This window comes from Enterobacter sp. MGH 37, from assembly GCF_000534515.1.
Lineage (GTDB): Bacteria > Pseudomonadota > Gammaproteobacteria > Enterobacterales > Enterobacteriaceae > Enterobacter > Enterobacter kobei.
In genome coordinates this window covers 2,226,858-2,252,510 of record NZ_KI973205.1, presented here as the reverse complement: position 1 = coordinate 2,252,510, position 25,653 = coordinate 2,226,858, and the positions used below count along the sequence as shown (strand labels likewise).

General features: G+C 56.8%; 21 protein-coding genes and 1 riboswitch. Of the genes, 5 read left to right on the top strand and 16 right to left on the bottom strand.

Features of this window, described 5'->3' with window-relative positions; genetic code table 11:
• Positions 1-64: 64 nt before the first annotated feature.
• Genes L383_RS13030 through L383_RS13040 form a run of 3 tightly spaced genes read right to left on the bottom strand, consistent with a single transcriptional unit; the run spans position 65 to position 2,314 of the window.
• Positions 65-487 carry a hypothetical protein gene (locus L383_RS13030; protein ID WP_023330901.1) on the bottom strand — a complete coding sequence of 141 codons (423 nt, stop codon included), beginning with the start codon at positions 485-487 and terminating at the stop codon, positions 65-67.
• The gene (locus L383_RS13035) at positions 468-1,832 is read right to left on the bottom strand and encodes a PAAR domain-containing protein (protein WP_023330900.1); all 1,365 of its coding nucleotides are present in this window, start codon (positions 1,830-1,832) and stop codon (positions 468-470) included. Before L383_RS13035 ends, L383_RS13030 begins: the two co-directional genes overlap by 20 nt.
• Positions 1,829-2,314, bottom strand: coding sequence for a PAAR domain-containing protein (locus L383_RS13040; RefSeq protein ID WP_023330899.1), 486 nt, complete (start codon positions 2,312-2,314; stop codon positions 1,829-1,831). Before L383_RS13040 ends, L383_RS13035 begins: the two co-directional genes overlap by 4 nt.
• A gap of 162 nt (positions 2,315-2,476) precedes the next feature.
• Between L383_RS13040 and L383_RS13045 the strand changes: the two genes are divergently transcribed.
• Positions 2,477-2,884, top strand: a complete 408-nt coding sequence (locus tag L383_RS13045) for a hypothetical protein (RefSeq protein WP_023330898.1) — start codon at positions 2,477-2,479, stop codon at positions 2,882-2,884.
• 174 nt (positions 2,885-3,058) lie between these two features.
• Here the strand turns inward: L383_RS13045 and L383_RS13050 are convergent, their stop codons facing one another.
• Together L383_RS13050 and L383_RS25935 are read right to left on the bottom strand one after the other, a co-directional pair.
• Positions 3,059-3,670, bottom strand: a complete 612-nt coding sequence (locus L383_RS13050; RefSeq protein ID WP_023330897.1) for a recombinase family protein — start codon at positions 3,668-3,670, stop codon at positions 3,059-3,061.
• A gap of 141 nt (positions 3,671-3,811) precedes the next feature.
• The gene (locus L383_RS25935; protein ID WP_023330896.1) at positions 3,812-4,198 is read right to left on the bottom strand and encodes a hypothetical protein; all 387 of its coding nucleotides are present in this window, start codon (positions 4,196-4,198) and stop codon (positions 3,812-3,814) included.
• A gap of 743 nt (positions 4,199-4,941) precedes the next feature.
• Positions 4,942-5,038, top strand: a riboswitch (TPP riboswitch).
• Positions 5,039-5,073: 35 nt separating this feature from the next.
• On the opposite strand from L383_RS25935, the gene thiM reads away from it, so the two are divergent.
• Genes thiM through L383_RS13065 form a run of 3 tightly spaced genes read left to right on the top strand, consistent with a single transcriptional unit; the run spans position 5,074 to position 7,430 of the window.
• Entirely contained in the window at positions 5,074-5,844 is a 771-nt protein-coding gene (gene thiM / locus L383_RS13055) for a hydroxyethylthiazole kinase (RefSeq protein ID WP_014884529.1), read from the top strand.
• Positions 5,841-6,641 carry a bifunctional hydroxymethylpyrimidine kinase/phosphomethylpyrimidine kinase gene (gene thiD, locus L383_RS13060; protein WP_014884528.1) on the top strand — a complete coding sequence of 267 codons (801 nt, stop codon included), beginning with the start codon at positions 5,841-5,843 and terminating at the stop codon, positions 6,639-6,641. Before thiM ends, thiD begins: the two co-directional genes overlap by 4 nt.
• Positions 6,642-6,683: 42 nt before the next feature.
• Positions 6,684-7,430 carry a GntR family transcriptional regulator gene (locus L383_RS13065; protein ID WP_023330895.1) on the top strand — a complete coding sequence of 249 codons (747 nt, stop codon included), beginning with the start codon at positions 6,684-6,686 and terminating at the stop codon, positions 7,428-7,430.
• Here L383_RS13065 and L383_RS13070 read toward each other — a convergent pair.
• The 3 genes from L383_RS13070 to L383_RS13080 are packed head-to-tail and all read right to left on the bottom strand — an operon-like array spanning position 7,404 to position 10,632.
• A complete protein-coding gene (locus L383_RS13070; protein ID WP_014884526.1) occupies positions 7,404-8,357 on the bottom strand; it encodes a PfkB family carbohydrate kinase in 954 nt (317 codons plus the stop codon). The genes L383_RS13065 and L383_RS13070 overlap by 27 nt on opposite strands.
• Positions 8,354-9,358 (bottom strand): ADP-ribosylglycohydrolase family protein, encoded by a 1,005-nt coding sequence (locus L383_RS13075; protein WP_023330894.1) that lies wholly within the window; start codon positions 9,356-9,358, stop codon positions 8,354-8,356. The genes L383_RS13070 and L383_RS13075 overlap by 4 nt, the downstream gene beginning before the upstream one ends.
• The gene (locus tag L383_RS13080) at positions 9,355-10,632 is read right to left on the bottom strand and encodes a nucleoside permease (RefSeq protein ID WP_023330893.1); all 1,278 of its coding nucleotides are present in this window, start codon (positions 10,630-10,632) and stop codon (positions 9,355-9,357) included. The genes L383_RS13075 and L383_RS13080 overlap by 4 nt, the downstream gene beginning before the upstream one ends.
• A gap of 250 nt (positions 10,633-10,882) precedes the next feature.
• Here L383_RS13080 and fbaB point away from each other — a divergent pair, with 250 nt between their 5' ends.
• Positions 10,883-11,935, top strand: a complete 1,053-nt coding sequence (fbaB, locus tag L383_RS13085) for a class I fructose-bisphosphate aldolase (protein ID WP_014170857.1) — start codon at positions 10,883-10,885, stop codon at positions 11,933-11,935.
• Between the two features lie 53 nt (positions 11,936-11,988).
• On the opposite strand, the gene yegS is transcribed toward fbaB, so the two are convergent.
• From yegS to L383_RS13125, 8 genes are all read right to left on the bottom strand, one after another.
• Entirely contained in the window at positions 11,989-12,888 is a 900-nt protein-coding gene (gene yegS / locus L383_RS13090; protein ID WP_023330892.1) for a lipid kinase YegS, read from the bottom strand.
• Positions 12,889-13,136: 248 nt separating this feature from the next.
• Positions 13,137-14,498 carry a prephenate-dependent tRNA uridine(34) hydroxylase TrhP gene (gene yegQ / locus L383_RS13095; protein WP_008500866.1) on the bottom strand — a complete coding sequence of 454 codons (1,362 nt, stop codon included), beginning with the start codon at positions 14,496-14,498 and terminating at the stop codon, positions 13,137-13,139.
• A gap of 168 nt (positions 14,499-14,666) precedes the next feature.
• A complete protein-coding gene (baeR, locus tag L383_RS13100) occupies positions 14,667-15,389 on the bottom strand; it encodes an envelope stress response regulator BaeR (RefSeq protein WP_014884522.1) in 723 nt (240 codons plus the stop codon).
• The gene (gene baeS / locus L383_RS13105; protein ID WP_023330891.1) at positions 15,386-16,789 is read right to left on the bottom strand and encodes an envelope stress sensor histidine kinase BaeS; all 1,404 of its coding nucleotides are present in this window, start codon (positions 16,787-16,789) and stop codon (positions 15,386-15,388) included. The genes baeR and baeS overlap by 4 nt, the downstream gene beginning before the upstream one ends.
• Positions 16,786-18,201, bottom strand: coding sequence for an MFS transporter (locus L383_RS13110; protein ID WP_014884520.1), 1,416 nt, complete (start codon positions 18,199-18,201; stop codon positions 16,786-16,788). The genes baeS and L383_RS13110 overlap by 4 nt, the downstream gene beginning before the upstream one ends.
• Entirely contained in the window at positions 18,202-21,279 is a 3,078-nt protein-coding gene (mdtC, locus tag L383_RS13115) for a multidrug efflux RND transporter permease subunit MdtC (protein WP_023330890.1), read from the bottom strand.
• Positions 21,280-24,402, bottom strand: a complete 3,123-nt coding sequence (locus L383_RS13120) for an MdtB/MuxB family multidrug efflux RND transporter permease subunit (protein ID WP_014884518.1) — start codon at positions 24,400-24,402, stop codon at positions 21,280-21,282. It lies immediately after the preceding gene.
• A complete protein-coding gene (locus L383_RS13125) occupies positions 24,402-25,604 on the bottom strand; it encodes an MdtA/MuxA family multidrug efflux RND transporter periplasmic adaptor subunit (protein WP_023330889.1) in 1,203 nt (400 codons plus the stop codon). The genes L383_RS13120 and L383_RS13125 overlap by 1 nt, the downstream gene beginning before the upstream one ends.
• Between the last annotated feature and the right edge of the window lie 49 nt (positions 25,605-25,653).

Genomic DNA, 25,653 nt, shown 5'->3' with positions numbered 1-25,653 from the left:
ATGGTATTGATTGGGAGTGAATAAAATAGCCAAGTTTTTCGCTTGGCTATTTATTTTACTTCCATTAAATGAACGTTGGTAAATAGAAAGCTGATAACATCATGAATAGAAAAATAATACCGACGACAGAAAATCGCATTTTTACACGTAACCAATCGGTGTACTGATTAGGAAGTTCTTTAATGAATCGGATTTGCTCATTATCCATTCCTCGCGTATGGAATGAGTTCTCTTTAAAGTATAATGCTTTAATAAAGAATGCATCACGCATAAACGAGAAAAAGAATCCCCCATCCTGATAAATTAATACTTCTGCTGGTCTTGCCCCAAATTTATCGACAAATAGCGAGCAAAGAGTCATGAATTTTCTCTTGGCTAATTTGTCATGAATCACGTAAGAAACATAATTAATTATTCCGAGAATCAAAAAGATCCCAGCGATTTCAACTCGATGTATCGTCAGAAAATTAATTGCCGAAAACGTCATACAACTGTTCTCCGCCTAATTCCCCAACAGCACTTCCCACTGTGCTACCAGCGTACCCTAAACCAACACCTGCAATAACGGTACAAACAAGCCCGCCAACACCAGCAGTACCAACGCCTATTGCGACGCATAATGGTATAGCCCCGCCACCAGCGAGAACACCGCCACCTGTACCCAAAGCAAAACTACCTATCTCAGTATACTTTTTCTTGGTACATTCAGCTTCGCGACCAACAGAACATGCCTCATGGATTTCGTTAAGAGAATGGAGTCCGCTAAAACCAATGCCTAAATAACCAGTGTAACGCATTGCTTTTACGTATTTAGCTGCCCGTTGGATGTGGGTAGCATAACCTTCAATGTCACTGATCCCCGTTTCATTCCATTTGTGGGTAATAGAACTACTGGAAAGGCCGAGTGCATTTTTTATTTTGGTATACTCTCCGAATTTCATAGCCTTATTCAGGAAGTTGACTTTGAGTATGGATTCAAGCTCTTTAAACAACTGGCTGCGTCGTACATAAAATTGTTCACCAATTAATGCACCGCGAGTTAAGTAGGTGTTTTTATATGTTTCCTGGATCTCTTTGAGTATTTTTTCGATACTCTCGAAGTATTTTCCAACAGGATCAGCAGCAAGGCCAATTCCTGTATCAGCGTAGCTGGTGAAATTAGCTATGGTAGCGTAGTGTTTGTGCAGTAAGTTAGCTTCCTCATGAGTCAATGGGGCCAATGCTGCATCGACTCGCGCTTTCGCGGCTTTCATGTGGGCGATCTGTTCGTCGTCCTGCTTATCAGGATCAACCAGAAGAATAATAGAACCGGCTTTGTATCTTTCGTCTGCACCGTTAAGAGATCGATAAAGCTCGCGTGTTCCTTCCGGCTGGTTTCCTGCAAACAGGATGTTTTCGAAAGATTCCGTGGTGGATTGCTGGGGAACAACGCAGAAACCAGCATCTACACCAGTGCGTTTCTTTTTGGCTGTTTGGGCGTGTTGTTCTGGCTCTGCTGATGATCTGATCCAGGTGGGTTCTGGTCTTGGGGCGTTTCCCATCCACTGACCAGCAGGAGATATAAGTCGATTAGTTCCCATAGGACAACCACAAATCACAACAGCATCTGCACCAGCAGCGATTTTACCTTCAAGGTTCATCGTTGGGATGTTACCGATTATCTCCCCAACCTTCCCGCATTTAGGGCAGGGTGTAGTTTTATCGCCGTGTCTCAGTGCTCCCAGGTGCGCATTTGAAAAATTTGGCAAGCTACTAAGGCCTTGTGCCCCTGTAGTCGTTTCGTCGCCGTGAAGCCCTTCGGGGATCCCATCCCATGTTGAACGGTTGCTCATGCAATAGCCTCATCAGCAAGAAAATCCTTGGCTGATGGCAATCCTTCACGATCTATGCACATTGCCCCTGATTGTGGGGTACTGATGATTTCATCACCGTTATCAAGTTTGCTGCCTACAACGGCAATACTGCAGCCATTGTAGGTTTTGCTTTGTCCGGTGCTGGTGGCAATACGCGCAGTAGTCCCGTCGGGGTAAACAACTTCATCACCTTTGAGGGCAATACTCATCATTTCGCCGTTTTCTGTTTGCATTTTAGCTTTGTGGTGAGTCTCGCGGATCACGCCACCAAGACGCGTAAGACTCCCGACAGTGGCAAAACGATAGATCTTGTTTACAGGGTGCAGACGATTAATTTCTTCTTGTTCGGCGATAACCGCTTTTGCGCTGTCTGCCATGTCTGCGATTTGTTCAGGGGTGAAAGTCGGTTTGTTGAAAGAAGCCAGTATTTCAGCGGTAAGATCGTTATTGTACTGTTTCATAAGTCCCTCTACTTGTTATGGTAATAATCACAGCGGTCATTTTACAAACAATGGCTATATGCGCAACAAGTATTAGACTTAAGCTAAACTACATTTCGTACAGAAGGTTATCCGGTAAAGTGGTGAGTGTTAATCTTCAATAAATCTCAGACAGGGGATGTTATGGCAGGTGTATTGGCAAGCACGGCGGCGGCAGTCGGGATTCTCGATAAAGCGGTTAGCATCACTCAGAAGCTGGCAAATAATAGCGATGAGCTGGACAAGGCAACGCTAAAACTTGAGTTGGCAAATCTGATGGTTGAACTTGCCAACGCCAAGATCGAAGCCGTGACAATGCAGACTCTTTTATTTGATGCTGAACAAAAAATCAAAGAGCTTGAAGATGATTTGAAAGATAAATCAGCTTTCACTTTCAAAGATGGTTTGTACTGGAAAGAGAGCGATCAGATCGCTTTTTGCCCACAATGCTTTGAAGTTAAGAAACTCAAAACGTACATGCGTCATGTTGGGGCGGTAGGGAGAGTCCATAGCTCATACTGGATTTGCAGCAACTGCCGTTTTTCAAGTTGATCGCTGAAGAGGCATTGCGCTATTGCTTAAGCTATTAAGCGCGAATTTTAAGGCACTCTCTGTTTTTACCCCAGCAATCCCCAAATATCAGGGGCTGGTGGAGGATGTACGGTAACGAATTAAGGGCGCGACGGGGCGCTGGTGGCCCCAGAAAGGATTCTGTTAAGCTGTGGCTTACGCCTCCAGCACTTTGTTAATGGTGGTTCGGGCTGCACCTGTGAGGCGATGGATCTCGCTCTTTGTTTTACCAGCTTCATGCCATGCGCGGATCTGTTCGTGAAGCTTGTCATTCACTGGACGGCCCTTGTAAGCGCCCCCAGCTTTCGCCTTGCTGATTCCCTCAGCCTGACGGCGGCGGCGGTCTGTGTAGTCTTTACGGGCGATTGCCGTCAGCATTTCTAACATCATGCCGTTGATAGCTTTCATCATGGATTGCATAAACTCACCTTGTGCGGCTAACACTACATGACTGGTAGGCAGGTCGAGAGCCACCACTCGCAAGCCTTTATTATCGATCTGGGCTTTCAGTGTCTCCCAGTCCTCAGCGTTAAGGCGGCTCAGGCGGTCTACTTGCTCCACTAACAGAATGTCACCAGGCGCGGCTATGTCTATCAGGCGCATAAGCTCCGGGCGCTGTAAGCTGGCTCCGCTCACGTTTTCAGTGAAGTAAGTGACGTGGCCCAAATTATGAGCGGCGGCGAACTCTGCCAATACTGCTTTGGCGCGTGTAGCGTCCTGCTCTTTAGTGGAGGCACGAAGATAGGCATAAACTCGGCTGGTGGTCATCAGGGTAGTCCTTGTGTAGCGTCTGGGTTGTAGTATAATCACATGTAGTGTTTAAGTAGTCAATCGCTATTTAAACTACATCTTTTAGGTCACTCTTATCACGTAGCGTTAATGTATACCCAAAAACTACACTTGATAGAGCTACTTAGCTACATGCTCCGGGCGGCTAAACGGGTAGTATTTGATCCAGTAATCCTCAAGCGCCCAGGGGCTGCGGTGAGTGACTACAAAATGGTTCCACTGATAGGAAATAAGTTCCGGGCCGCTGGTGGTTCGTTCGTCAGTGACTGTTACCACGCTCTGAATCGCCACGGATAATCTAGACACTTCCGAGCCGTTGATAATACTGGTTTTCATCTTCTGGATGTTGCACCAGTGAGAAGGGCGACGGCTTACGATGTACCAGCTTGGGGCGCTGTTCTCGCTTCGTCTGCTGCGTTGTGTGCTGCTTTCTCTCAAAGGATGGGTGAACGTCAGGGAGACAGGCTGTATTGCGTGCAGGGGCTGCTGGTGGACAATGGTAATCATCGAGACGATTCTCCAGCATACTCTGGAATCTCATCGAGATGGATCTCTGGTGGGGGTTATCGGTGAGTAACAGGAAGGGATTATTATAAAAGGTTAAGTTAATAGTAGTTGGATCAGTGCATGACTTCGGAATCTCATACCTACGTAGCTACATCAGGTAGTAACAGGAACAGATTATTATCAGGGTAGGTTAATGGTTAGTTCAGATCGGAGGGAGAGTGTATACCTGAGTAGTGATTGATACACAGGAACAGACATACACTCTCTTTCATGACTAACATGAAAGATCACTATAGTGCAAAGGTATCTCTATCCCTTTGGGATAACAAATCCCTCGTTTCGCTAGCGAAATTATTTGTTGGATAGCACATTTTCCTGTCACTTGTCAAGTGGTGCCTGCCATAAAAACCCAAAAAAATCCAGATGTTTTTTAACTCCTTCCTGCTTGCGCCCTGCAAGGGAATTCACCTATGACTTGAATAGTCAATCTCCACAATGCCTCTAATGACGGCAAAGCGGCAGCGTACAGTTACTTCACATGATTGTCTCGCACAGTTGCAGTGGTCAAAGCAAAACAGGCGGTTAAAACATCAAAGGAGCTTCGGCTCCTTTTTTGTTATCTGGAATGGGGGGCAAAAAGGGGGTCAGACGTATTTTTAAGGTGAAGAAGCGATAACCGGAAGGGCAGGCTTGCGCCAGCGAGCAACTTCCCCTAAGCTTGCAAAAAGTAAGAGAAATGTAATCCACATGACTCGGGGTGCCCCATCAATGATGGGCTGAGAAATACCCGTATTACCTGATCTGGATAATGCCAGCGTAGGGAAGTCAGATGCCTCCCCGGTCATCGCTTCTTCACGCAAGGCAGGAGCGAACCCATGCAGCCTGACCTGCTCGATTTACACGTTTTACATCATTTCCGTACCCGTTCTCCGCTTACCCATTGCATGACCAACGATGTCGTACAGACCTTCACGGCTAACGTGTTGCTGGCGCTTGGCGCATCCCCTGCGATGGTGATTGAGGCCGAAGAAGCTGAGCAGTTTGCCGGGATTGCCGATGCCCTGCTGATTAACGTCGGCACGTTGACCTCGCCGCGCGCCCAGTCGATGCGTCGGGCGATTGAAAGCGCGGTGGCGGCAGGAAAGCCCTGGACGCTGGACCCGGTGGCCGTGGGCGCGCTGACGTTCCGCACCCGCTTTTGCCACCAAATTCTTGCCCTTAAACCGGCCGCCATTCGCGGCAATGCCTCCGAAATCCTTGCCCTTGCCGGAATGAGCGCCGGTGGGCGCGGCGTTGATACCACCGATACCGCGGTCAGCGCGGTGCCAGCTGCACAGGCGCTGGCCCGTCAGACTAATACCATTGTGGCGGTGACGGGGGAAATAGATTACATCACTGACGGACAGCGCACCCGAACGGTTGCGGGCGGCGACCCGCTGATGACCCGCGTGGTGGGTACGGGCTGTGCGCTCTCCGCCGTCGTCGCGGCCTGCTGTTCGCTGCCGGGCGACAGGCTGGATAACGTTGCCGCCGCCTGCGGATGGATGAAGCGTGCCGGAACGGTTGGCGTTGCGCACGCTCGCGGGCCAGGCAGTTTTGCCAGCGCGTTCCTTGATGCGCTCTATACGCTGGAGGACCAGGCATGAAACGGATTAACGCCCTGACCATTGCCGGTACCGACCCCAGCGGCGGCGCGGGTATCCAGGCTGACCTGAAAACCTTCTCGGCCCTCGGCGCGTACGGCTGTTCAGTGATTACCGCGCTGGTGGCGCAAAATACGCGCGGCGTGCAGTCGGTTTACCGAATCGAACCGGATTTTGTTGCCGCGCAGCTTGATTCGGTGTTCAGCGACGTGCGCATTGATACCACCAAAATCGGCATGCTGGCCGAAACGGACATTGTTGAAGCGGTGGCAGAACGACTGAAGCGTTATCAGGTGCAAAACGTGGTGCTGGACACCGTGATGCTGGCAAAAAGTGGCGATCCGCTGCTTTCCGCTTCCGCGGTTGAGACGTTGCGCTGGAAATTGATGCCGCAGGTGGCGCTCATTACCCCTAATCTGCCGGAGGCCGCCGCGCTGTTAGGCACATCGCATGCGCAAACTGAACGTGAAATGAAAGCGCAGGGAAACGCGCTGCTGGCGATGGGGTGTGGCGCGGTGCTGATGAAAGGTGGGCACCTCGATGATGCTGAAAGCCCTGACTGGCTCTTTACCCGCGACGGAGAAGTGCGTTTTACCGCCCCGCGCGTACAGACAAAAAATACCCACGGCACGGGCTGTACGCTCTCTGCCGCGCTGGCGGCGCTGCGTCCACGGCATGACAACTGGGCCGATACGGTACGCGAAGCGAAGACCTGGCTCTCGGCGGCGCTGGCAAAAGCCGATACTCTGGAAGTCGGTCACGGTATTGGGCCGGTTCATCATTTTCATGCATGGTGGTAAGCCAGTATACTGGCAGGAAACACCACGTCTGAGAAAACAGAGATGGAACAAGCGCATACCCGATTAATCGCTCAACTGAATGAACGGATCGCCGCGGCTGATAACACACCGCTGTACCTGAAATTTGCCGAAACGGTAAAAAACGCGGTGCGCAGCGGGGTGCTGGAGCACGGGAATATTCTGCCCGGCGAACGCGATCTCAGCCAGTTAACCGGCGTGTCCCGCATCACCGTGCGCAAAGCGATGCAGGCGCTGGAAGCCGAGGGCGTTGTAACGCGTGCCCGGGGTTACGGAACGCAAATCCACAACATCTTCGAATATTCGCTGAAAGAGGCGCGCGGTTTTTCTCAGCAGGTGGTGCTGCGCGGTAAAACGCCCAACACGCTGTGGGTCAATAAACGGGTGGTAAAATGCCCGGAAGAGGTGGCCAGCCAGCTGTCGCTTGAGCCTGAAAGCGAGGTGTTCATGCTGAAACGCATTCGCTATGTTGACGACGACGCGGTGTCGATTGAAGAGTCCTGGGTGCCGGTCGGGTTAATTCCCGATCCGGATGCGATTGGTATTTCGCTGTACGATTACTTCCGCAGTCAGAATATTTTCCCGCAGCGTACCCGTTCACGGGTGAGCGCCCGTATGCCGGACAGCGAGTTTCAGGCGCACATCAAGATGGACGAAAAAATACCGGTGCTGGTGATCAAGCAGGTTGCGCTTGACCAGCAACACCGGCCGATTGAGTACAGCATCAGCTACTGTCGTAGCGATCTATACGTCTTTGTGTGCGAGGAGTAGTTCCTCGCGAGTGGGGGCGCAATCACCGCCGCGGTGGCTGACAACCCAGGACGCCACGGCATTCCCCAACAGAATGGCATCTGCCAGTGACCATCCTGCCGCCAGCCCGGCGAGCGTACCGCCCGCATGGCTGTCGCCTGCGCCAATGGTATCCACTACCGTGGCCGGAAACGCCGGAACAACGCCTGAAGCGTCACCGTCATACCAGGCCGCGCCGTCTTTATCATGACGGACAATCAGCGCGGCGCCGAAACGCCGCTGCCATGCCACGCCGAGGTTTTCAGGCTTCACCCCCAGTCTTTCTGCCGCAATTTCTGCTTCCTGACGATTAAGCGACACGATCGGCCTGCAGGCCATAATCCGCGCCATAAGGGGGTCTGGAATATCCCCGATGCGCGGGCCGAAATCGATCAATGCCGTCACCTCATGTAACCCTTCCAGCCAGCTCGTCAGCAGCTCACCGCACGGTGAGGCCAGCTGATATCCGGACAAATAAACCAGGCTGTGTGATGGTACAGACAGCGTATCAAGCCAGCCCGGCTGCCACTGGTTCTCCACCCCGCTAAACGACATAAAGGTGCGCTCGCCGTCAGGCTCTACCAGCGCCAGACACCAGCCGTTGTCGCCGGTTTCGGCCTCCACGGCGCTGTGCAGATCCTGTTTTGCCATCGCGTTGCGGATAATATCCGCCCACACGCCGTGGCCGACGGGAAGGGCGTTTTGTGCCGCAATGCCGAGTCGTTTCAGGGCGATGGCAATGTTCAGCGCGCAGCCGCCGATATTCACACCCTGCTGTTTAAGCTCGATATCGCACCCGCGCCAGGGCAGGGCGTAGGCGTCGGCGATGACGTCAATCACCGCCGCGCCCAGCACCGTCACCGGGCGTGTGGCATACAAGGTTTCAAGACGTCGGGCAAACGAGTTCATACGCCCTCCCTTTGCTCCCGGTAGTGCAGCAGTTTTTCGCAATAGTGGCCGAAATCGAGCTGGTTGACGGCGTCGAGCTCGGCCTTGAGCGCCGGATCAATCGCCTGCACGCCATGCAACGCCCCGCAGATGGCCGTTGCCATCGCGCCAATGGTGTCGGTATCGCCGCCCAGGTTGGCGCACAGGACCGCGCAGCGGTTCGGGTCGGTTCCCGCCAGTTCGACCATCGCAATGGCCGCCGGAACGGATTCGATGGTGCTGGTTCCCGCGCCCGTGAGCTGATAAATCTGCTCGCTGGCGGAGTCGATGCCGTTAGCTTCCCGCACGGTCTTAAGTGCCAGCTCAATACGCGCTGCCAGCGATGCGCTGAAGGTGGTCGTTTTCGCCTCCTGCGCATAGCGGGCGATACCCGGCAGGGCATCGACGATGTTCTGCCAGCGTTCGCCGTCGATGGCGCGGGAAACCGCCCAGGCAACCACCACCGCACCGGCGATGGCAAGATCCGATTTATGGGTCGGGCTGGAGGCCAGCGCCACCTGCTCCACAAAATGTTCCAGACGCGTGGCCGGGAGCAGGCAGCCCAGCGGGGAGGCTCGCATCGCCGCCCCGTTGGTCACGCCGTTGTTTTCCAGTTCGCTGACCGGTTTCCCGTCACGGATCGCGTTGAGCGCGATTTTCGACGTCGGGCCGAGCACGTTCTTATTAAACGCGTCGAAATCGAGCGCCCAGTTCAGGATATGTTTGCCGATAACATCCGCATCAATCTGCCCGTCGCATTCGATAATCGCATCCGCCAGGCACAGCGCCATTGAGGTATCGTCGGTGAACTCTGCCTGTTTGAAATAGCAGGCCGCATTATTCTCCGCCGGGCCGGGTAAAAAGCGGTCAATCCAGCCGAAGTGCGCCTTAACGCGCTTTCTCGGCCACAGCTCCGACGGCATGCCCATCGCATCGCCTAACGCCTGCCCGTAAAGGGCGCCGAGAATACGTTCTTGCTTCATTTAACTTCCCCTTGTGTCAGCGCGGCATCGCCATCAACCACCTCAATTGCAGTGATCTCTTTGTCCGATTCGCGGAAAAACAGCATAAACAGCACGGCGATCACGGCAATCATGATCCCACCGAATGTCCACATTCCGGCCCAGTTGAAGGTCAGCCCATTCACCGGCTCTTTGTAGGCGAACATTTTTTCCATCATCACGCCGCCCAGGCGGTAACCCAGCAGGCTACCAAAACCCTGGCAGCACAGCGTAATCAGGCCTTGCGCGGCGGTGCGCATATGCACCGGCGCTTTTTTATCCACGTAGATATACGCGGTAACGTAGTAGAAGTCGTAGCTCACGCCATGCAGCAGAATACCGAGGAACAGCAGGGCATAGGTGAAGTACTGTTCCGCGCCGCCGTAAACGAAGAATCCATAGCGAATGGCGGCCGTAATCAGACCCAGCAGTAAGACCTTCTTAATACCAAAGCGTTTGGTGAAGAACGGCAGGGCCAGCATAAAGAAGATTTCGGAGAACTGACCGAGCGTCATCCAGCCGGTGGCGTTTTTCATTCCCACTTCGGTGAGATAGCCGTTGGCGAAGATGTAATAGAAGGCCAGCGGCATGGCGAATAAAAATGAGCAGAAGAAGAACACCAGAAAGTTTTTATCACGCAGCAGGATAAGGGCATCCAGCCCCAGCATCACTTTGAAATCCAGCTTGCCGGTACTCTTCGGCGGCGTGTCTGGCAGGAACAGGGCAAAGACACCGAGCAGGGCGGAGCTGGCTGCCGTCATCAGCAGCGGAATATTGGTATCCGAGATGTCGCTATAGCCCAGCATTTGCGGCAGGAACCCGCACGCCAGCCCGGAGGCGATCCAGCCGATCGTTCCCATCACGCGGATGCGCGGGAAATCGGCCTCGACATCGCCCACGTTGGCGAAGGCGATACTGTTGGTCAGTGCGATGGTGGGCATATAGGTCAGGGAGTAAGCCAGCAGCAGCGGGAAGAAGGTGCTGAACTGGGTTTGCTGCGCGGCGAAGTACATCAGAATGGCACCGGCAAACATCAGTACCGCCAGCACTTTCTGGGCGGCGAAGAAGCGGTCCGTCAGCGAGCCGACCAGAATAGGCGAGAGGATAGCGGCAATGGCGGTACAGGCATAAGACCAGCCGATTTCCCCGGCGGTAAACCCGCTTTTACTCAGCCACAGCCACAATGGCACAAACCAGGCGCCCCAGATAAACCATTCAACGAACATCATGAATGACAGTTGGACTTTCGTTTTCATTTTTTAATCCTGCATGTCAGTGAGGGTACGCCTTTAACATACCACTCAATAATACCTTTTAAATACCTTTGTGGCGATTGTTTGATCAATGTAACAGTTTTGTTGTACACGAATCGAGCCAGCAGATTGTGCTGAAAAAAAATGCAAAGGGTGGAAAATCGGTTAAGTCGGTACCAGGCTTAGTCTGCCCATAAAAAATGGGACGGGATAAACACACACCGACACGATGTCGGATTTACGGGAGTATCACATGACTGATATTGCGCAGTTGCTTGGCAAAGACGCCGACAGCCTTTTACAGCATCGTTGTATGACCATTCCAGCCGACCAGCTTTACCTGCCTGGTCATGACTATGTTGACCGGGTGATGGTGGATAACAACCGTCCGCCAGCGGTTCTGCGAAATATGCAAACGCTCTATAACACCGGACGACTGGGTGGCACCGGCTATCTCTCTATTCTGCCGGTAGACCAGGGCGTTGAACACTCGGCGGGTGCCTCCTTTGCCGCGAATCCGCTCTATTTCGATCCGAAGAACATCGTTGAACTGGCGATAGAAGCGGGCTGTAACTGCGTGGCGTCCACCTACGGCGTGCTGGCCTCCGTCTCGCGTCGCTATGCCCACCGCATTCCGTTCCTCGTGAAGTTGAACCACAACGAAACCCTCAGCTACCCAACCGAATATGACCAGACCCTCTACGCCAGCGTCGAGCAGGCGTTCAATATGGGGGCGGTGGCCGTTGGCGCGACGATTTACTTTGGCTCTGAACAGTCCCGCCGTCAGATTGAAGAGATCTCTGCGGCGTTTGAGCGTGCGCACGAGCTGGGTATGGTCACCGTGCTGTGGGCGTACCTGCGTAACTCAGCGTTCAAAAAAGACGGGGTAGATTACCACGTCTCCGCTGACCTGACCGGGCAGGCGAACCATCTGGCCGCGACCATCGGCGCGGATATTGTGAAGCAGAAAATGGCCGAGAATAACGGTGGCTATAAAGCGGTCAACTTCGGCTATACCGACGATCGCGTCTACAGCAAGCTGACCAGCGAAAACCCAATCGACCTCGTGCGCTACCAGCTGGCGAACTGCTATATGGGCCGCGCGGGGCTGATCAACTCCGGCGGGGCTGCAGGGGGCGACACTGACCTGTCAGATGCGGTGCGTACAGCGGTTATTAACAAACGCGCGGGCGGCATGGGGCTGATCCTGGGCCGTAAGGCGTTTAAGAAATCGATGGCCGACGGCGTGAAGCTGATCAATGCGGTTCAGGACGTCTATCTGGACAGCAAAGTAACGATTGCCTGACCTGAGGACGAAACGTAGGCCGGGTAAGGCGTAGCCGCCACCCGGCAATACAATCAGCGCAAAAGCACACAGTCCGGCGGCAATCTGCACTGCAGCGCGCCGGGCAATACCTCAATGCGGAACTGCGTCCCGCTCAGCGGTTCGCCGTCGAGATTAAAGGTCATCCCGTGCGGGGCATTCACCTCAAACCATGCCGATTTCCCGGCAATAATATTCGGGCTCTCTTCGGGCTGCGTCAGCGTGGTAAACAGCGCGGGCAGCAGGCCGTCACCTGTGAAAATACGTAGCTGGAGCTGACCGTCATTGATCAGCGCCTCCGGGCAGAGCTGCTGTCCGCCGCCTGCCTGACGGCCATTGCCAATCCCAATCACCAGCGCATCTCCCTGCCAGTGAAAATCCTCGCCATGAATTTCGCAGCGGTCTGGCTTAAGGGTATCCATGCGCATCAGACCGTGGATCAGGTACGACACGCCGCCCAGCGCCGCCTTCAGCTTTTCCGGCGTTTCGCTGGTGATGCGCGTGCCAAATCCGCCCGTCGCCATATTGATAAAGCAGGTTTTGTCATTCACCTGGGCAATATCCACCGCGGTGGCTTTGCCAAGGATGGCCAGCTGGAGTGCTTTCTCTAAATCTTCCGGGATCCCGGCGCTGGTGGCGAAATCATTGGCGGTGCCGAGCGGTAAGATGCCCATCACCGGGCGGTCAGCCGGGGGAAGGTCGATAAGCGCAGAGGCGATCTCATTGATGGTGCCATCGCCGCCGCCGGAAATAATAGTGCTGACGCCTAACGTTAAGCCTTCATGGATATAGCGTGCCGCGTCGCCCTTTTCCCAGGTTACCCGCACGTGGATACGTGCGCCATCGTCACGCAACCCCTGAATTGCCTGACGCAACAGATCGTTGCCTGCACTTTTGCCATTGAGAATCAATAAACTGTCTGGATAGGTTGCCATCCGCGCTGCTCCCTTTTTTAGCGTTAGTAAGAGTGTATAGCAGAGCGGAAAAAAGCGGGTAAGAACAGGATGAAAGGCAAAAAATAAGCCCGCGTAAGGGAGATTACGCAGGCTAAGGAGGTGGTTCCTGGTACAGCTAGCATTTATGGGTTATGTTTTTCAGCGGGGGGATAATACCCGTATTGAACGAAGCGGTATGTGATCCGATTCTAAGAATTATCCCACCGTGAAAAAATTCCCCTGATTAACTATTTACCGTGTGGGTTTCGGGTGCTTTCACCGTTGAAATTACGCATCAGCAGCGCGAATTTCAGCTCCACCTCTTCCGGAACCGGCAGCCAGACGGTATGACCGTCACCCGGGGCAACCTCAATCGCTTCGCCTTTACCGTTTTCCAGATGCTCCAGCGTGAAGTTCATATTGCCCTGCGGGGTCATCAGCTCCAGGCTGTCGCCTTTGGTGAACTTATTTTTCACCGCCACGGCCGCCAGTGCGCCCTTACGCTCGCCGGTGAAGTCACCGACAAACTGCTGACGCTCGGAAACGGAGTAGCCGTGCTCATAGTTCTGGTAGTCATCGTGAGTGTGACGACGCAGGAAGCCTTCGGTATAGCCGCGGTGCGCCAGACCCTCCAGGGTTTCCAGCAGGCTGGTATCGAACGGTTTACCGGCTGCCGCATCGTCGATGGCCTTGCGGTAGACCTGCGCGGTACGCGCGCAGTAGTAGTAGGATTTGGTGCGGCCTTCGATCTTGAGGGAGTGCACACCCATCTGGGTCAGGCGTTCAACGTGGGCGATAGCGCGCAGATCTTTCGAGTTCATGATGTAGGTGCCGTGTTCGTCTTCAAAGGCGGTCATGTACTCGCCCGGACGTTTGGCTTCTTCAATCATAAACACGCTGTCGGTTGGTGCGCCGATGCCCAGCGTCGGCTCAACGTTGGTCACCGGGATCGGCTCATGTTTGTGGACAATGTTGCCGATGTCGTCCTCTTTGCCTTCCTGGACGTTGTATTCCCAGCGGCAGGCGTTGGTGCAGGTACCCTGGTTCGGGTCGCGCTTGTTGATATAGCCGGAAAGCAGGCAGCGGCCGGAGTAGGCCATGCACAGCGCGCCGTGAACGAAGATTTCGATCTCCATATCCGGCACCTGAGTGCGGATCTCTTCGATCTCTTCAAGGGACAATTCGCGAGACAGGATAACGCGGGTCAGCCCCATCTGCTTCCAGAACTTCACCGTCGCCCAGTTGACGGCGTTAGCCTGTACCGAGAGGTGAATATCCATCTCCGGGAAGTTCTCCCGAACCAGCATGATTAAACCCGGGTCCGACATGATCAGCGCGTCCGGCCCCATATCCACCACCGGCTTCAGGTCACGGATGAACGTCTTCAGCTTGGCGTTGTGCGGCGCGATGTTGACCACCACGTAGAATTTTTTGCCAAGGGCATGCGCTTCGTTGATGCCGAGCTGCAGGTTCTCGTGGTTGAATTCGTTGTTACGCACGCGCAGCGAGTAGCGAGGCTGGCCCGCGTAAACGGCGTCGGCACCATAGGCGAAAGCGTAACGCATATTTTGCAGCGTTCCCGCCGGGGAAAGGAGTTCCGGTTTAAACATGTTTGTTCTCGTTCTGATGACAGGTCAGATCCGCATGCACCAGGTGCAGCGGTAAGGGGAGATCCCCCACTTTAAGGGCGGGCATTGTAGCGCTGAGGGGCAGGGAGGTAAAGTGATTGTGCCGGGTGGTGGCTTCACCTTACCCGGCTTACGTTGACCAGCGGCGGACTAGGCTATCCTGCACGCATCCGCTTCCCAGCGATACCCCACGCCGTACACCGCGCGGATAAACGACTGCTCGGCGTCCAGCGCCTCCAGCTTGCGGCGCAGGTTTTTGATGTGGCTGTCGATGGTGCGGTCGGTCACCACGCGGTAATCATCGTACAGATGGTTCAGCAGCTGTTCTCGGGAAAATACCTTCCCGGGCTCATGAGAGAGGGTTTTCAGCAGGCGGAATTCGGCAGGCGTCAGGTCCAGCAGCTTACTGCGCCAGCTTGCCTGGAAACGGCTTTCGTCGACAATCAGCGGGCTTTGTGCATCCAGCACCTGCAGTTCGCGCTGCGGTTTGCAGCGGCGCAGAATGGTTTTCACCCGGGCGACCACTTCACGCGGGCTGTAGGGTTTACAGATGTAATCGTCCGCGCCGATTTCGAGGCCCAGCAGGCGGTCAATCTCTTCAATTTTGGCGGTGACCATGACGATCGGCACGTCGGAGAAGCGACGAATTTCCCGGCACAGGGTCAGGCCATCGGTACCGGGTAGCATCAGGTCCAGCAGGATCAGGTCCGGCGGCGTCTGGCGCACGTACGCCAATACCTGGTCGCCGTGGCTTATCAGTGACGGGGCATAGCTGGCCGCGCGTAAATAGTCGATCAGCAACTGCCCCAGCTTGGGTTCGTCTTCGACAATCAAAATACGTGGCGTGTTTTCGTCAATCGGTAACTCGGTCATGCTTCTCTCGATAAATCCCGTTCCAGAGGTAACTCTACTGTAATGCTAACCCCGCCAAAAGGCGAATGGGCGGCGCGGATCGTCCCATTATGCGCCTCGACGATGTTAACGCAAATCGCCAGCCCCAGGCCGGATCCGCCGCTGGCGCGGTTGCGGGAGCCTTCGGTCCGGTAAAAACGTTCGAATAGTTTGTCCAGCTGCGCATCCTGCACCCCTGGGGCGGAATCGGCGAAGGTGAGGGCAAAGCGCCCGTTTTCCTGTCTGCCGGAGATATGCAGCCCGCCGCCGCTGTCGGTATAGCGCAGGCTGTTTTCCAGCAGATTATTGAAGAGCTGCATCAGACGGTCTTTGTCGCCAAACACCACCGCGCTGTCCGGCAGGGAGAGATCGATCTTCAGGTTGCGGCTGGCAAACCGTTCCCGGAAGGCGCCGCTGGCAACTTCAAGCACGTTAATCACATCAACCGGCGCCTTCTGGTAGGCCAGTGCCCCTTCGTCGGACATAGAGAGCTGATGGAGGTCATCCACCAGCTTGGTGAGTGTGCCCACTTCCGCCTGCAGAGAGGCCACTGATTCAGGCGTGAACTGACGCACGCCGTCCTGAATGGCTTCCAGCTCGCCGCGCAGGACCGCCAGCGGCGTGCGCAGTTCGTGAGAAATATCGGCCATAAAGTCGCGTCGCATCTGCTGGTTTTTCTCCAGCGTGCTGGCGAGCTGGTTAAAGTCCTGCGCCAGCCGGCCGAGTTCGTCCTGGCTACGGGTATCGACGCGGGTGGTGAAATCCCCGGCGGCCAGCTTGTGCGTCCCTTCCACCAGCCGCTTTACCGGGGCGAGCAGACCGCGCGCCAGCGGGAAGGTGGCGAGCGCGGCGAGCAGGGTGGAGAGGGCGACAATCAGCCAACTGGTCCGGCGCTGCTGGCGGTCAAAGTTGATGTCGGTATTGCGCGTCAGGCGCTCCACCGGGGAGGCGATAACCCAGCCGACGGTGGCGTTATTGACCTTAATCGCCCGCCGGGTGCCGTCCGGCGGAATCGGTGCGCGCGGGCCAACCAGCGTGCGCATCTCCTGGTCAATGACCCAAAACTGGGTGCGCCAGCCGTGCGGCGGCATGCCCGGGCCGGGACGATCGTCCCCGGTATCGTGCTCCAGCGAGCGCAGGATCTGGAAAATAAAGCGGTCATTGTTGCGCAGAAAACGCCAGTTGCCGTGCTGGGCGTACTGCTCGCCCAGCGCATCGCTTAAGCCCTGCAGACGCTGCTCGTTGCCGTGCTTAATGTAATCAATAAAACCCCGCTCAAAGCTGACCCGCACGGCCCAGTGCATGGTGATCAGCAGGACGATACAGGTGGCGAAGATCGCCACAAAGAGCTTGCCGGTAATCCCCGGTCGCCAGAATTTCATGAGCCACTCCTTTTGCCGCGCCTAATCACGACGTTCTTGCTGGTATCATCCGGCACTCTGGCGAAGATGAATGCGGGCAGGGCGATGATGACCGCCATGCTGAGATACGTATATAAAAAGATCTGATGCGCCACCGGCGTATCGACGCTGAGATGGTGCTGGCCGTACATGCCGAGCAGCAGTCCGGCGATCGTCACCCCCACGCTCATGGAGAGCTGCATGATCATCGACAGCAGGCTGTTGCCGCTGCTCGCCAGTTCGTCCGGCAGATCTTTCAGCGTCAGGGTATTCATCGACGAGAAACGCATGGAGTTTATGATTCCCTGGCAGAACAGGACCAGCGGCAGAACGTAGAACCAGCCCATTAACGCCACGGCCATGAACAGCAGGCTCACCAGCGCCAGCCCCAGCGTGGCGGCCACCAGCACGTGACGATAGCCAAAGCGGTTTACCACCTGCACTACGATGCGCTTCATGCCCATGCTGCCGAGCACCATCGGGATCATCATCAGGCCCGCGTGAAACGGTGAAAATCCCATCCCGATTTGCAGAAAAACGGGGGTCATGAACGGCAACATGCCGCTGCCAATACGTCCGGCAAAACTTCCCAGCAGTCCCAGACGGTAGGTCGGGTTTTTAAACAAATTCAGGCTGAACAAGGCCCGATCGTTTCCTCTGGCATGCCACAGGTACCACAGAATCGCGGTGATGCCGAGGGCGACCAGAACACCGAGCATGAGGGAAGAGATCCCCAGCCCCTTTTGTCCGTCGAGCGCCAGAGTGAGCGTGGCCATGCCCGCTGCCAGCAGAATGAAACCGAAGAAATCGAAGCGACGCGTCTGCATTGTGTAGTTCGGCATCAGCGCCAGGGTGGCAATCGCGCCGATGATGCCCACCGGCAGGTTGATTAAGAAAATCCAGTGCCACGAGGCGTACTCCACCAGCATCCCGCCCAGCGCCGGGCCCAGCAGCGGCCCCACCTGGCCGGGCAGGGTGACAAAGGTCATCGCCGCCATGTACTGCTCGCGCGGGACAATCTTCATCACCGTTAACCGCCCGACGGGCACCATCATCGCCCCGCCAACGCCCTGCAGCACGCGCGCCATGACCAGCTGGTCGAGGGTACTGGCCTGAGCGCAAAACAGCGAGCCGGTGGTGAACAGCACGATGGCGGTAAAGAAGATATTTCGCACGCCCACTTTGTCCGCCAGCCAGCCGCTGGCAGGCAGCATGACGGCAACCGTCAGCACGTAGGCGACAATCACCATATGCATATGCAGCGGGCTCTCCCCCAGGCTTTTCGCCATGGAGGGGAGGGCGGTGTTGACGATGGTCGTGTCCAGCGACTGCATAAAGAAGCCGAAGGCGACTATCCATAACTGCCAGCGAACGTTAGCGGGGAGGTCGGTCATTTACTCGGTCACCGTGGATCTGTTTTTACGCGAAAAACGCAGCCGCAGGCGGTCGAAGAACAGATAGACCACCGGCGTGGTGTACAGCGTCAACAGCTGGCTCATCACCAGGCCGCCGACAATGGTGATCCCCAGCGGCTGGCGCAGTTCAGACCCGTCGCCGCCCGAGACAACCAGCGGCAACGCACCAAACAGTGCCGCCAGGGTGGTCATCATGATCGGACGAAAACGCAGCAGGCACGCCTGGAAGATCGCCTCTTCCGGGGAGAGATTGCCATTACGCTGGGCGTCCAGCGCGAAGTCGACCATCATAATCGCGTTTTTCTTCACGATACCGATCAATAGCATGATCCCGATGAGCGCGATAAGGCTGAATGGCGCACCAAACAGCTCAAGCGCCAGCAGTGCCCCCACGCCCGCGGAGGGTAGCGTTGAGAGAATAGTCAGCGGGTGAACGTAGCTCTCATACAGGATACCCAGCACAATGTAGACCGTGGCGATGGCGGCCAGAATCAAAATCACCTGCGAGTTCATCGTCTCCTGGAACACCTGCGCGGTGCCGGCAAAACTGCCGCGCACGGTGGACGGCACGCCGAGCTGCGTCATCGCACGGTTGATCGCATCGCTGGCTTCGGAAAGCGACGAACCGGCGGGGAGGTTGAAGGAGATGGTCGACGCCGCTGACAGCCCCTGGTGGTTTACCGACAGCGGCGCGTTGGCTGGCTGCCAGCTGGCAAAGTAGGAGAGCGGTATCGCCTTGCCATCGTTGTTAATCACAAACATTTTGTCCAGGGCGCTGATGTCCTGGGTATAGCGCGGATCCACCTCCATCACCACCTTGTACTGGTTCATCGGCTGGTAGATGGTCGAGATCTCGCGCTGGCCGAAGGCGTTGTTTAGCAGGCTGTTGGCGGCCTCAACGTTGATGCCCAGCCGCGACATGGTTTCGCGGTCGTAGGTCAGGGCCATCTCGGCGCCGTTGTCCTGCTGATCGGAGTTCACGTCCGCCAGCTCTGGCAGGGCGGCCAGCGCCTTGCGGATCTTCGGTTCCCACTCGCGCAGGGCCGCCAAATCATCCGAGAGCAGCGTGTACTGATAGCTGGCGTTAGCCTGACGCCCGCCGACGCGGATATCCTGAACGGCCATCAAAAACAGGTTGGCCCCCGGCTCTTTGGCGAGCTTGACCCGCAGGCGGTCGATCACCTGCTGGGCGGTTTCATTGCGCTCGCTGCGCGGTTTGAGGGTGATAAACATCATCCCGCTGTTGACGCGCGATCCGCCGGTAAAGCCGGTGACGTTATCCACGGCGTTGTCTTCACGAATGATCTTCATAAAGTCCTGCAGCTTGCCGCGCATCGCCTGGAACGAAATGCTCTGGTCCGCCTGAATGCCGCCCATCAGCACGCCGGTATCTTGCTCCGGGAAGAAGGTTTTCGGGATGGTGATATACATCCAGACGTTGAGCACAATGGTGCCGATGAGCACCAGGCCGACAAGCCGGGTATGGTTGAGCACCCACTTCAGCGATTTGCCATAGCCTTCCTGCATCGCCATCAGGAAACGGCCAAAGCCTTTGCGACGCGGCTGGGAGTGCGGCTTGCTGCGCTTGAGCATCCATCCGCACATCATCGGCGTGAGCGTCAGCGAAATCAGCAGCGAGATGCCGATGGCGACCGAAAGCGTGACGGCAAACTCCCGCAACAGCCGACCCGGCAGGCCGCCCATCAGCAGCAGCGGCAGGAACACCGCCACCAGGGACAGGCTCATGGAGAGCACCGTAAAGCCCACCTCGCGCGTCCCCTGCAGCGCGGCCTGAAGCGGCTTCACGCCCGCTTCCAGATGGCGGGAAATGTTCTCCAGCACCACGATAGCGTCATCCACCACAAAACCCGTCGCAATGGTCAGGGCCATCAGCGACAGGTTATTGAGGCTAAACCCGCACAGGTACATGGCGGCAAAGGTGCCAATAAGCGACACCGGCACGGCCACCGCCGGGATCAGCGTCGCCCGACCGGAGCGCAGGAACAGGAATACCACCAGGATCACCAGCGCGACGGAGATCACCATCGTCTGCTCCACCTCCTCAAGCGAGGCGCGAATGGTCGGGGAACGATCCTGGGCAATTTGCAGATCGATCGCGGCCGGGATAGTCTCCTGCAGCTCCGGGAGGCGGGCGCGGATGCTGTTCACCGTCTCGATAATGTTGGCTTCCGGCAGCTTGCGGATCATCAGCAGGATGGCCGGTTTGGCGTTGGTCATCCCGGCATTGCGCACGTCCTGCACCGAGTCGGTGACGCTGGCGACGTCGCTTAAGCGCACCGCCGCGCCGTTGTTATAGTGAATGATCAACGGCTGATATTCAGCTGCAGTTTTCAGCTCGTCGTTGGTGTGGATCTGCCAGCGGTGGCTGCTGTCCTCAACCGCCCCTTGCGGTTTGCGCACGTTGGCGTTGCTGATGGCGGATCGCACATCGTCCAGCGACACGCCCTGATTGAACAGCGCCTGCGGGTTTAATCCCACACGCACGGCGGGCAGGGAGCTCCCGCCGACGCTCACGTCGCCGACGCCGTTAATCTGCGAGATCGTCTGCGCCAGTTGGGTGGACGCAAAGTCGTAAAGCTGCCCCTGAGAATAGGTATCGGAGGTCAGCGTCAGGATCATGATCGGCGCATCGGACGGGTTGGCCTTGCGGTAGGTCGGGCGGCTCGGCATCCCGCTCGGCAGCAGGCTTTGCGCGGCGTTGATGGCGGCCTGCACGTCGCGCGCTGCGCCGTTAATATCCCGGTCGAAGCTGAACTCCAGAATGATGCGCGTACTGCCGAGCGAACTGCTGGAGGTCATCTCGTTGACCCCGGCAATCCGCCCGAGCGAGCGCTCCAGCGGCGTGGCGACGGATGACGCCATGGTTTCCGGTGAGGCGCCCGGCAGCGAGGCGCTGACCATGATCACCGGGAAATCCACCTGCGGCAGGGGGGCCACCGGCAGTAGCCGGAAACCGAGCACGCCGCAGAGGGTGATGGCGAGCGAGATTAATATTGTCGCCACCGGGCGATAAATGAAGAGGGCGAAAAACTTCACTTACGCCTCCTCTTCACGTTTCGGGAAGCGGCTTTTCGTCCACAGCGCCAGACGGTCAAACAGCAGATAAATCACCGGTGTGGTGAACAGGGTCAATACCTGGCTCACCAGCAGACCGCCGACCATGCCTATTCCCAGCGGGCGGCGCAGCTCCGCGCCGACACCGGTGCTGAGCATCAGCGGCAGTGCGCCAAGCAGGGCCGCCAGCGTGGTCATCAGGATCGGACGAAAACGCAGCAGACAAGCCTGGAAGATAGCCTCACGCGGCGACATGCCCTGCTCACGTTCGGCGGCCAGCGCAAAGTCGATCATCATGATGGCGTTTTTCTTCACGATCCCAATTAACAGGATGATGCCGATAATGGCAATCACGTCCAGCTCGCTTCCCGCCAGCATTAATGCCAGCAGCGCCCCCACGCCTGCCGTCGGCAGGGTAGAGAGGATGGTGATCGGGTGGATAAAGCTTTCGTACAGCACGCCGAGCACGATGTACATTGCCACGACGGCGGCGACAATCAGCCAGATGGTGTTGCCCAGTGCGGCCTGGAACGCCAGCGTGCTGCCCTGGAACTGGGTCTGAATATCGGACGGGAAGCTGAGCGCTTTTTCAGCCGCCTGGATCGCCTCCACCGCTTCGCCGAGCGAATAATTGTCCGACACGTTGAAGGAAATCGTGGTGGACGGGAACTGATCCAGGTGGTTAATCGACAGCGGGGTATAGCGCTCTTCCACCGTGGCGATAGCGCTTAACGGCACAATCCCACCGTCTTTGCTGGTCAGGCGCACCGAATCCAGCCCGGCCAGACCGGGTGTATTTTCCGTGTTGTGCTCCAGTACCACGCGGTATTGATTCGCCTGGGTGTAGATGGTGGAGATCAGTCGCTGCCCAAACGCGTTATACAGGGCGTTATCCACGTCCGCCATGGTAATGCCGAGACGGCTTGCCGTGTCGCGGTTGACGTTCACATACGCGGCCAGCCCTTTGTCCTGCCAGTCGCTGCTTACATCGTTAAGTTGCGGCAGGGTTTTTAGCTTATCGACCAGCTGCGGCACCCAGGTGCTGAGGGCATCCAGCGTGGTGGCCTGCAGCGTAAACTGGTACTGCGTGCGGCTGACCTGGGTATCAATGGTCAAATCCTGTATCGGTTGCAGATAAAGCTCCACGCCCGGGACGCGAGCGACGGCGCTTTGCAGCCGTTCAATAACGGCATTGACGCGATCGTCACGCTCATCCAGCGGTTTGAGGTTGATCTGCAGACGGGCGCTGTTCAGCGACGGGTTGGTGCCGTCGACGCCAACGTAGGACGTCAGGCTCTCTACCGCCGGGTCTTTCATGACGATCTCAGACACCTGCTGCTGACGCTGCGCCATATTGGCGAAGGAGACCGACTGCGGCGCCTGCAGGGTTCCCTGAATAATGCCGTTGTCCTGAATCGGGAAGAAGCCTTTCGGTATAAAAATCCACAGCATCACGCTGAGCGCCAGCGTGCCAAGCGCCACGCCGAGCGTGGCCCATGGATGGTTCAGCACTTTTGCCAGCACGCGACCATACGCCGCAATGATCCGTTCGAACATCCGCTCGGAGGCGAGCGAGAAGCGGTTTTGCTTGCGCAGGGACGCGTGGCTCAGCATGCGGGCGCACATCATCGGCGTCAGGGTCAATGACACCACGGCGGAGATCAAAATGGCCACCGCCAGCGTGACGGCAAACTCGCGGAACAGTCGCCCGACGATATCGCCCATAAACAGCAGCGGGATCAGCACGGCAATCAGCGAGAAGGTCAGCGAGATAATGGTAAAGCCGATCTCACCCGCCCCTTTCAGCGCCGCCGCCAGCGGTTTTTCGCCTTTCTCGATATAGCGCGAGATGTTCTCAATAACCACGATGGCGTCGTCCACCACGAAGCCGGTGGCGATGGTGAGCGCCATTAGCGTCAGGTTGTTGATTGAAAAATCGAGGAACACCATCACCGCAAACGTGCCAACCAGCGAGAGCGGCACGGCGACGGCGGGAATAATGGTTGCCGGGACGTTGCGCAGGAACAGGTAGATAATCATCACGACCAGGGCAATCGCCAGCATCAGTTCGAACTGAGTGTCGGTGACCGACGCGCGAATGTTCGTGGTGCGGTCGGAAAGCACCTTCACGCTGACCGACTTCGGCAGGCTTTCGATCAACTGCGGCAGCATGGTGCGAATGCTGTCGGCGGTTTCGATGATGTTGGCGCCCGGCTGGCGCTGGACGTTCATTACGATCGCCTGCTGCTTGTTCGCCCATGCGCCAAGCCAGCTATTCTCCGCCCCTTGCTCCACCGTCGCCACATCGCCCAGACGCACCGGGGCGCCGTTCTGGTAAGCAATAATCAGCTGACGGTATTCATCCGCGGACTGCATCTGATCGTTGGCAGAGAGCGTGACGGCGCGGGTTGGGCCGTCCAGCGAGCCTTTTGCCGAATTAACGTTGGCGCTGCTGATGGCGGTGCGGATGGTTTCACTGGTCAGCCCCAGTGCGGCAATCGCCTGCGCATTAAGCTTAACGCGCACCGCCGGGCGCTGCCCGCCCGCCAGCGTGACGAGACCGACGCCGGAGACCTGAGAAATCTTTTGCGCCACGCGGGTCTCGACCATGTCTTCCACCTGCGTCATTGGCATGGCGGAGGAGGTGACGGCAAGCGTCATGATCGGCGGATCCGCCGGGTTTACTTTGCTGTAGACCGGCGGGTTAGGCAGGTCCGACGGCAGCAGGTTGGTGGCCGCATTGATGGCGGCCTGAACTTCCTGCTCGGCGACATCCAGTGACAGCGTCAGCTGGAACTGTAGCGTCACGACAGAGGCCCCGCCGGAGCTTTGGGAGGACATCTGCTTCAGGCCCGACATCTGCCCAAACTGGCGCTCCAGCGGGGCGGTGATGGCGGACGTCACCACGTCCGGGCTGGCGCCGGGATAAAGCGTCACCACCTGAATGGTGGGGTAATCCACTTCCGGCAGCGCCGAGACGGGCAGGAAGCGGTAGCCGATAATCCCCGCCAGCAGGATCGCCACCATCAGCAGCGTGGTGGCGACAGGACGGAGGATAAACAGGCGTGACGGCCCACCTGTAGCGACGGGAGGCATAACCTGCATCAGGAGGCCGCTCCCTGTTTCGCAGGTTCAACCACTTCCACTTTCGCCCCTTCAGTCAGACGGTCGATACCGTCGGTGACCACGCGGTCGCCAGCGGAAAGCCCGGCGCTGATTACCACCGTCTGACTGTCCTGAATCCCGGTTTTCACCAGATGCTTACTGACTTTGTTTTCACTGTTCAGTACCCAGACAAAGTTGCCTTCGTTACCCATCTGCAGCGCGGCGGTGGGGATCACCACCGCGTTCTCTTCGGTCGCGACCAGCATTCGCGCGTTGACGAACTGGTTGGGGAAGAGGGCATCGTCCTGGTTGTTAAAGCGGGCCTTCAGCTTAATGGTACCGGTCGTGGTGTCGATCTGGTTATCCAGGCTGAGCAGGCTACCTTCGCTGAGCTTCTGTTTATTGGTGCGGTCCCAGGCTTCCACCACCAGGCCTTTCCCGGCTTTTTGCGCCTGAATGACCGTCGCAATGTCGCTTTCCGGCAGGGTAAAGACTAAATCAATCGGGTGAGTCTGGGTGATCACCACGATGCCCGTGGTATCTCCGCTGGAGATTTGGTTGCCGATATCGACCTGCTTCAGACCAACCCGCCCGTCAATCGGTGCGGTGATGCGGCTCCAGTCGAGCTGTAACTGGGCGCTGGCCACGGCGGCTTCGTCGGCTTTGATGGTGCCCTGCGTTTCGCTGACCAGCGACTGCTGTGTGTCCAGCTCCTGGCGGGAGACCAGATTGGTTTTTACCAGCTGCTGATAGCGCGCTAAATCACGCCGGGCGTTGGCAAGGGTGGCTTTGTCTTTCGCGAGCTGTCCCTGCGCCTGGGCGAGGGCCACCTTAAACTGGCTTGGGTCGATCTCCGCCAGTAAGTCACCGGCCTTAACCTGCTGACCTTCCTGGAAGTGGATCGCAATGAGCTGACCATCGACGCGGCTACGCACCGTGGCGGTGTTAGCGGCGGTAATGGTTCCGAGCCCCGTCAGATAACGCGGAACGGCTTTACTCACCGCCGTGGCTGCCTGAACCGGCGCCAGCGCACCGCCTCGCATACCGTGACGGCCGCCACCTGCCGGGCGCTGTGATGCGCTGTTGGCACCGGCGGGTGTGCCAGAGTCTGCGGATTGGCTGTGCCAGTACCAGGCGGCGGCAAATGCCACCACAATGATGCCAGCGGCGATTGCCCAGCGGGATTTATTACGGCCTTTCATCGTTATACGTTCTCATCCTGAATACTTCGGGGAATGATACTAGTTTAGT

Bases quoted from the DNA above. Each gene is read 5' to 3' on its own strand.
- L383_RS13030 (WP_023330901.1), bottom strand. From the start codon at position 487: ATGACGTTTTCGGCAATTAATTTTCTGACGATACATCGAGTTGAAATC.
- L383_RS13035 (WP_023330900.1), bottom strand. From the start codon at position 1,832: ATGAGCAACCGTTCAACATGGGATGGGATCCCCGAAGGGCTTCACGGC.
- L383_RS13040 (WP_023330899.1), bottom strand. From the start codon at position 2,314: ATGAAACAGTACAATAACGATCTTACCGCTGAAATACTGGCTTCTTTC.
- L383_RS13045 (WP_023330898.1), top strand. From the start codon at position 2,477: ATGGCAGGTGTATTGGCAAGCACGGCGGCGGCAGTCGGGATTCTCGAT.
- L383_RS13050 (WP_023330897.1), bottom strand. From the start codon at position 3,670: ATGACCACCAGCCGAGTTTATGCCTATCTTCGTGCCTCCACTAAAGAG.
- L383_RS25935 (WP_023330896.1), bottom strand. From the start codon at position 4,198: ATGATTACCATTGTCCACCAGCAGCCCCTGCACGCAATACAGCCTGTC.
- thiM (WP_014884529.1), top strand. From the start codon at position 5,074: ATGCAGCCTGACCTGCTCGATTTACACGTTTTACATCATTTCCGTACC.
- thiD (WP_014884528.1), top strand. From the start codon at position 5,841: ATGAAACGGATTAACGCCCTGACCATTGCCGGTACCGACCCCAGCGGC.
- L383_RS13065 (WP_023330895.1), top strand. From the start codon at position 6,684: ATGGAACAAGCGCATACCCGATTAATCGCTCAACTGAATGAACGGATC.
- L383_RS13070 (WP_014884526.1), bottom strand. From the start codon at position 8,357: ATGAACTCGTTTGCCCGACGTCTTGAAACCTTGTATGCCACACGCCCG.
- L383_RS13075 (WP_023330894.1), bottom strand. From the start codon at position 9,358: ATGAAGCAAGAACGTATTCTCGGCGCCCTTTACGGGCAGGCGTTAGGC.
- L383_RS13080 (WP_023330893.1), bottom strand. From the start codon at position 10,632: ATGAAAACGAAAGTCCAACTGTCATTCATGATGTTCGTTGAATGGTTT.
- fbaB (WP_014170857.1), top strand. From the start codon at position 10,883: ATGACTGATATTGCGCAGTTGCTTGGCAAAGACGCCGACAGCCTTTTA.
- yegS (WP_023330892.1), bottom strand. From the start codon at position 12,888: ATGGCAACCTATCCAGACAGTTTATTGATTCTCAATGGCAAAAGTGCA.
- yegQ (WP_008500866.1), bottom strand. From the start codon at position 14,498: ATGTTTAAACCGGAACTCCTTTCCCCGGCGGGAACGCTGCAAAATATG.
- baeR (WP_014884522.1), bottom strand. From the start codon at position 15,389: ATGACCGAGTTACCGATTGACGAAAACACGCCACGTATTTTGATTGTC.
- baeS (WP_023330891.1), bottom strand. From the start codon at position 16,789: ATGAAATTCTGGCGACCGGGGATTACCGGCAAGCTCTTTGTGGCGATC.
- L383_RS13110 (WP_014884520.1), bottom strand. From the start codon at position 18,201: ATGACCGACCTCCCCGCTAACGTTCGCTGGCAGTTATGGATAGTCGCC.
- L383_RS13120 (WP_014884518.1), bottom strand. From the start codon at position 24,402: ATGCAGGTTATGCCTCCCGTCGCTACAGGTGGGCCGTCACGCCTGTTT.
- L383_RS13125 (WP_023330889.1), bottom strand. From the start codon at position 25,604: ATGAAAGGCCGTAATAAATCCCGCTGGGCAATCGCCGCTGGCATCATT.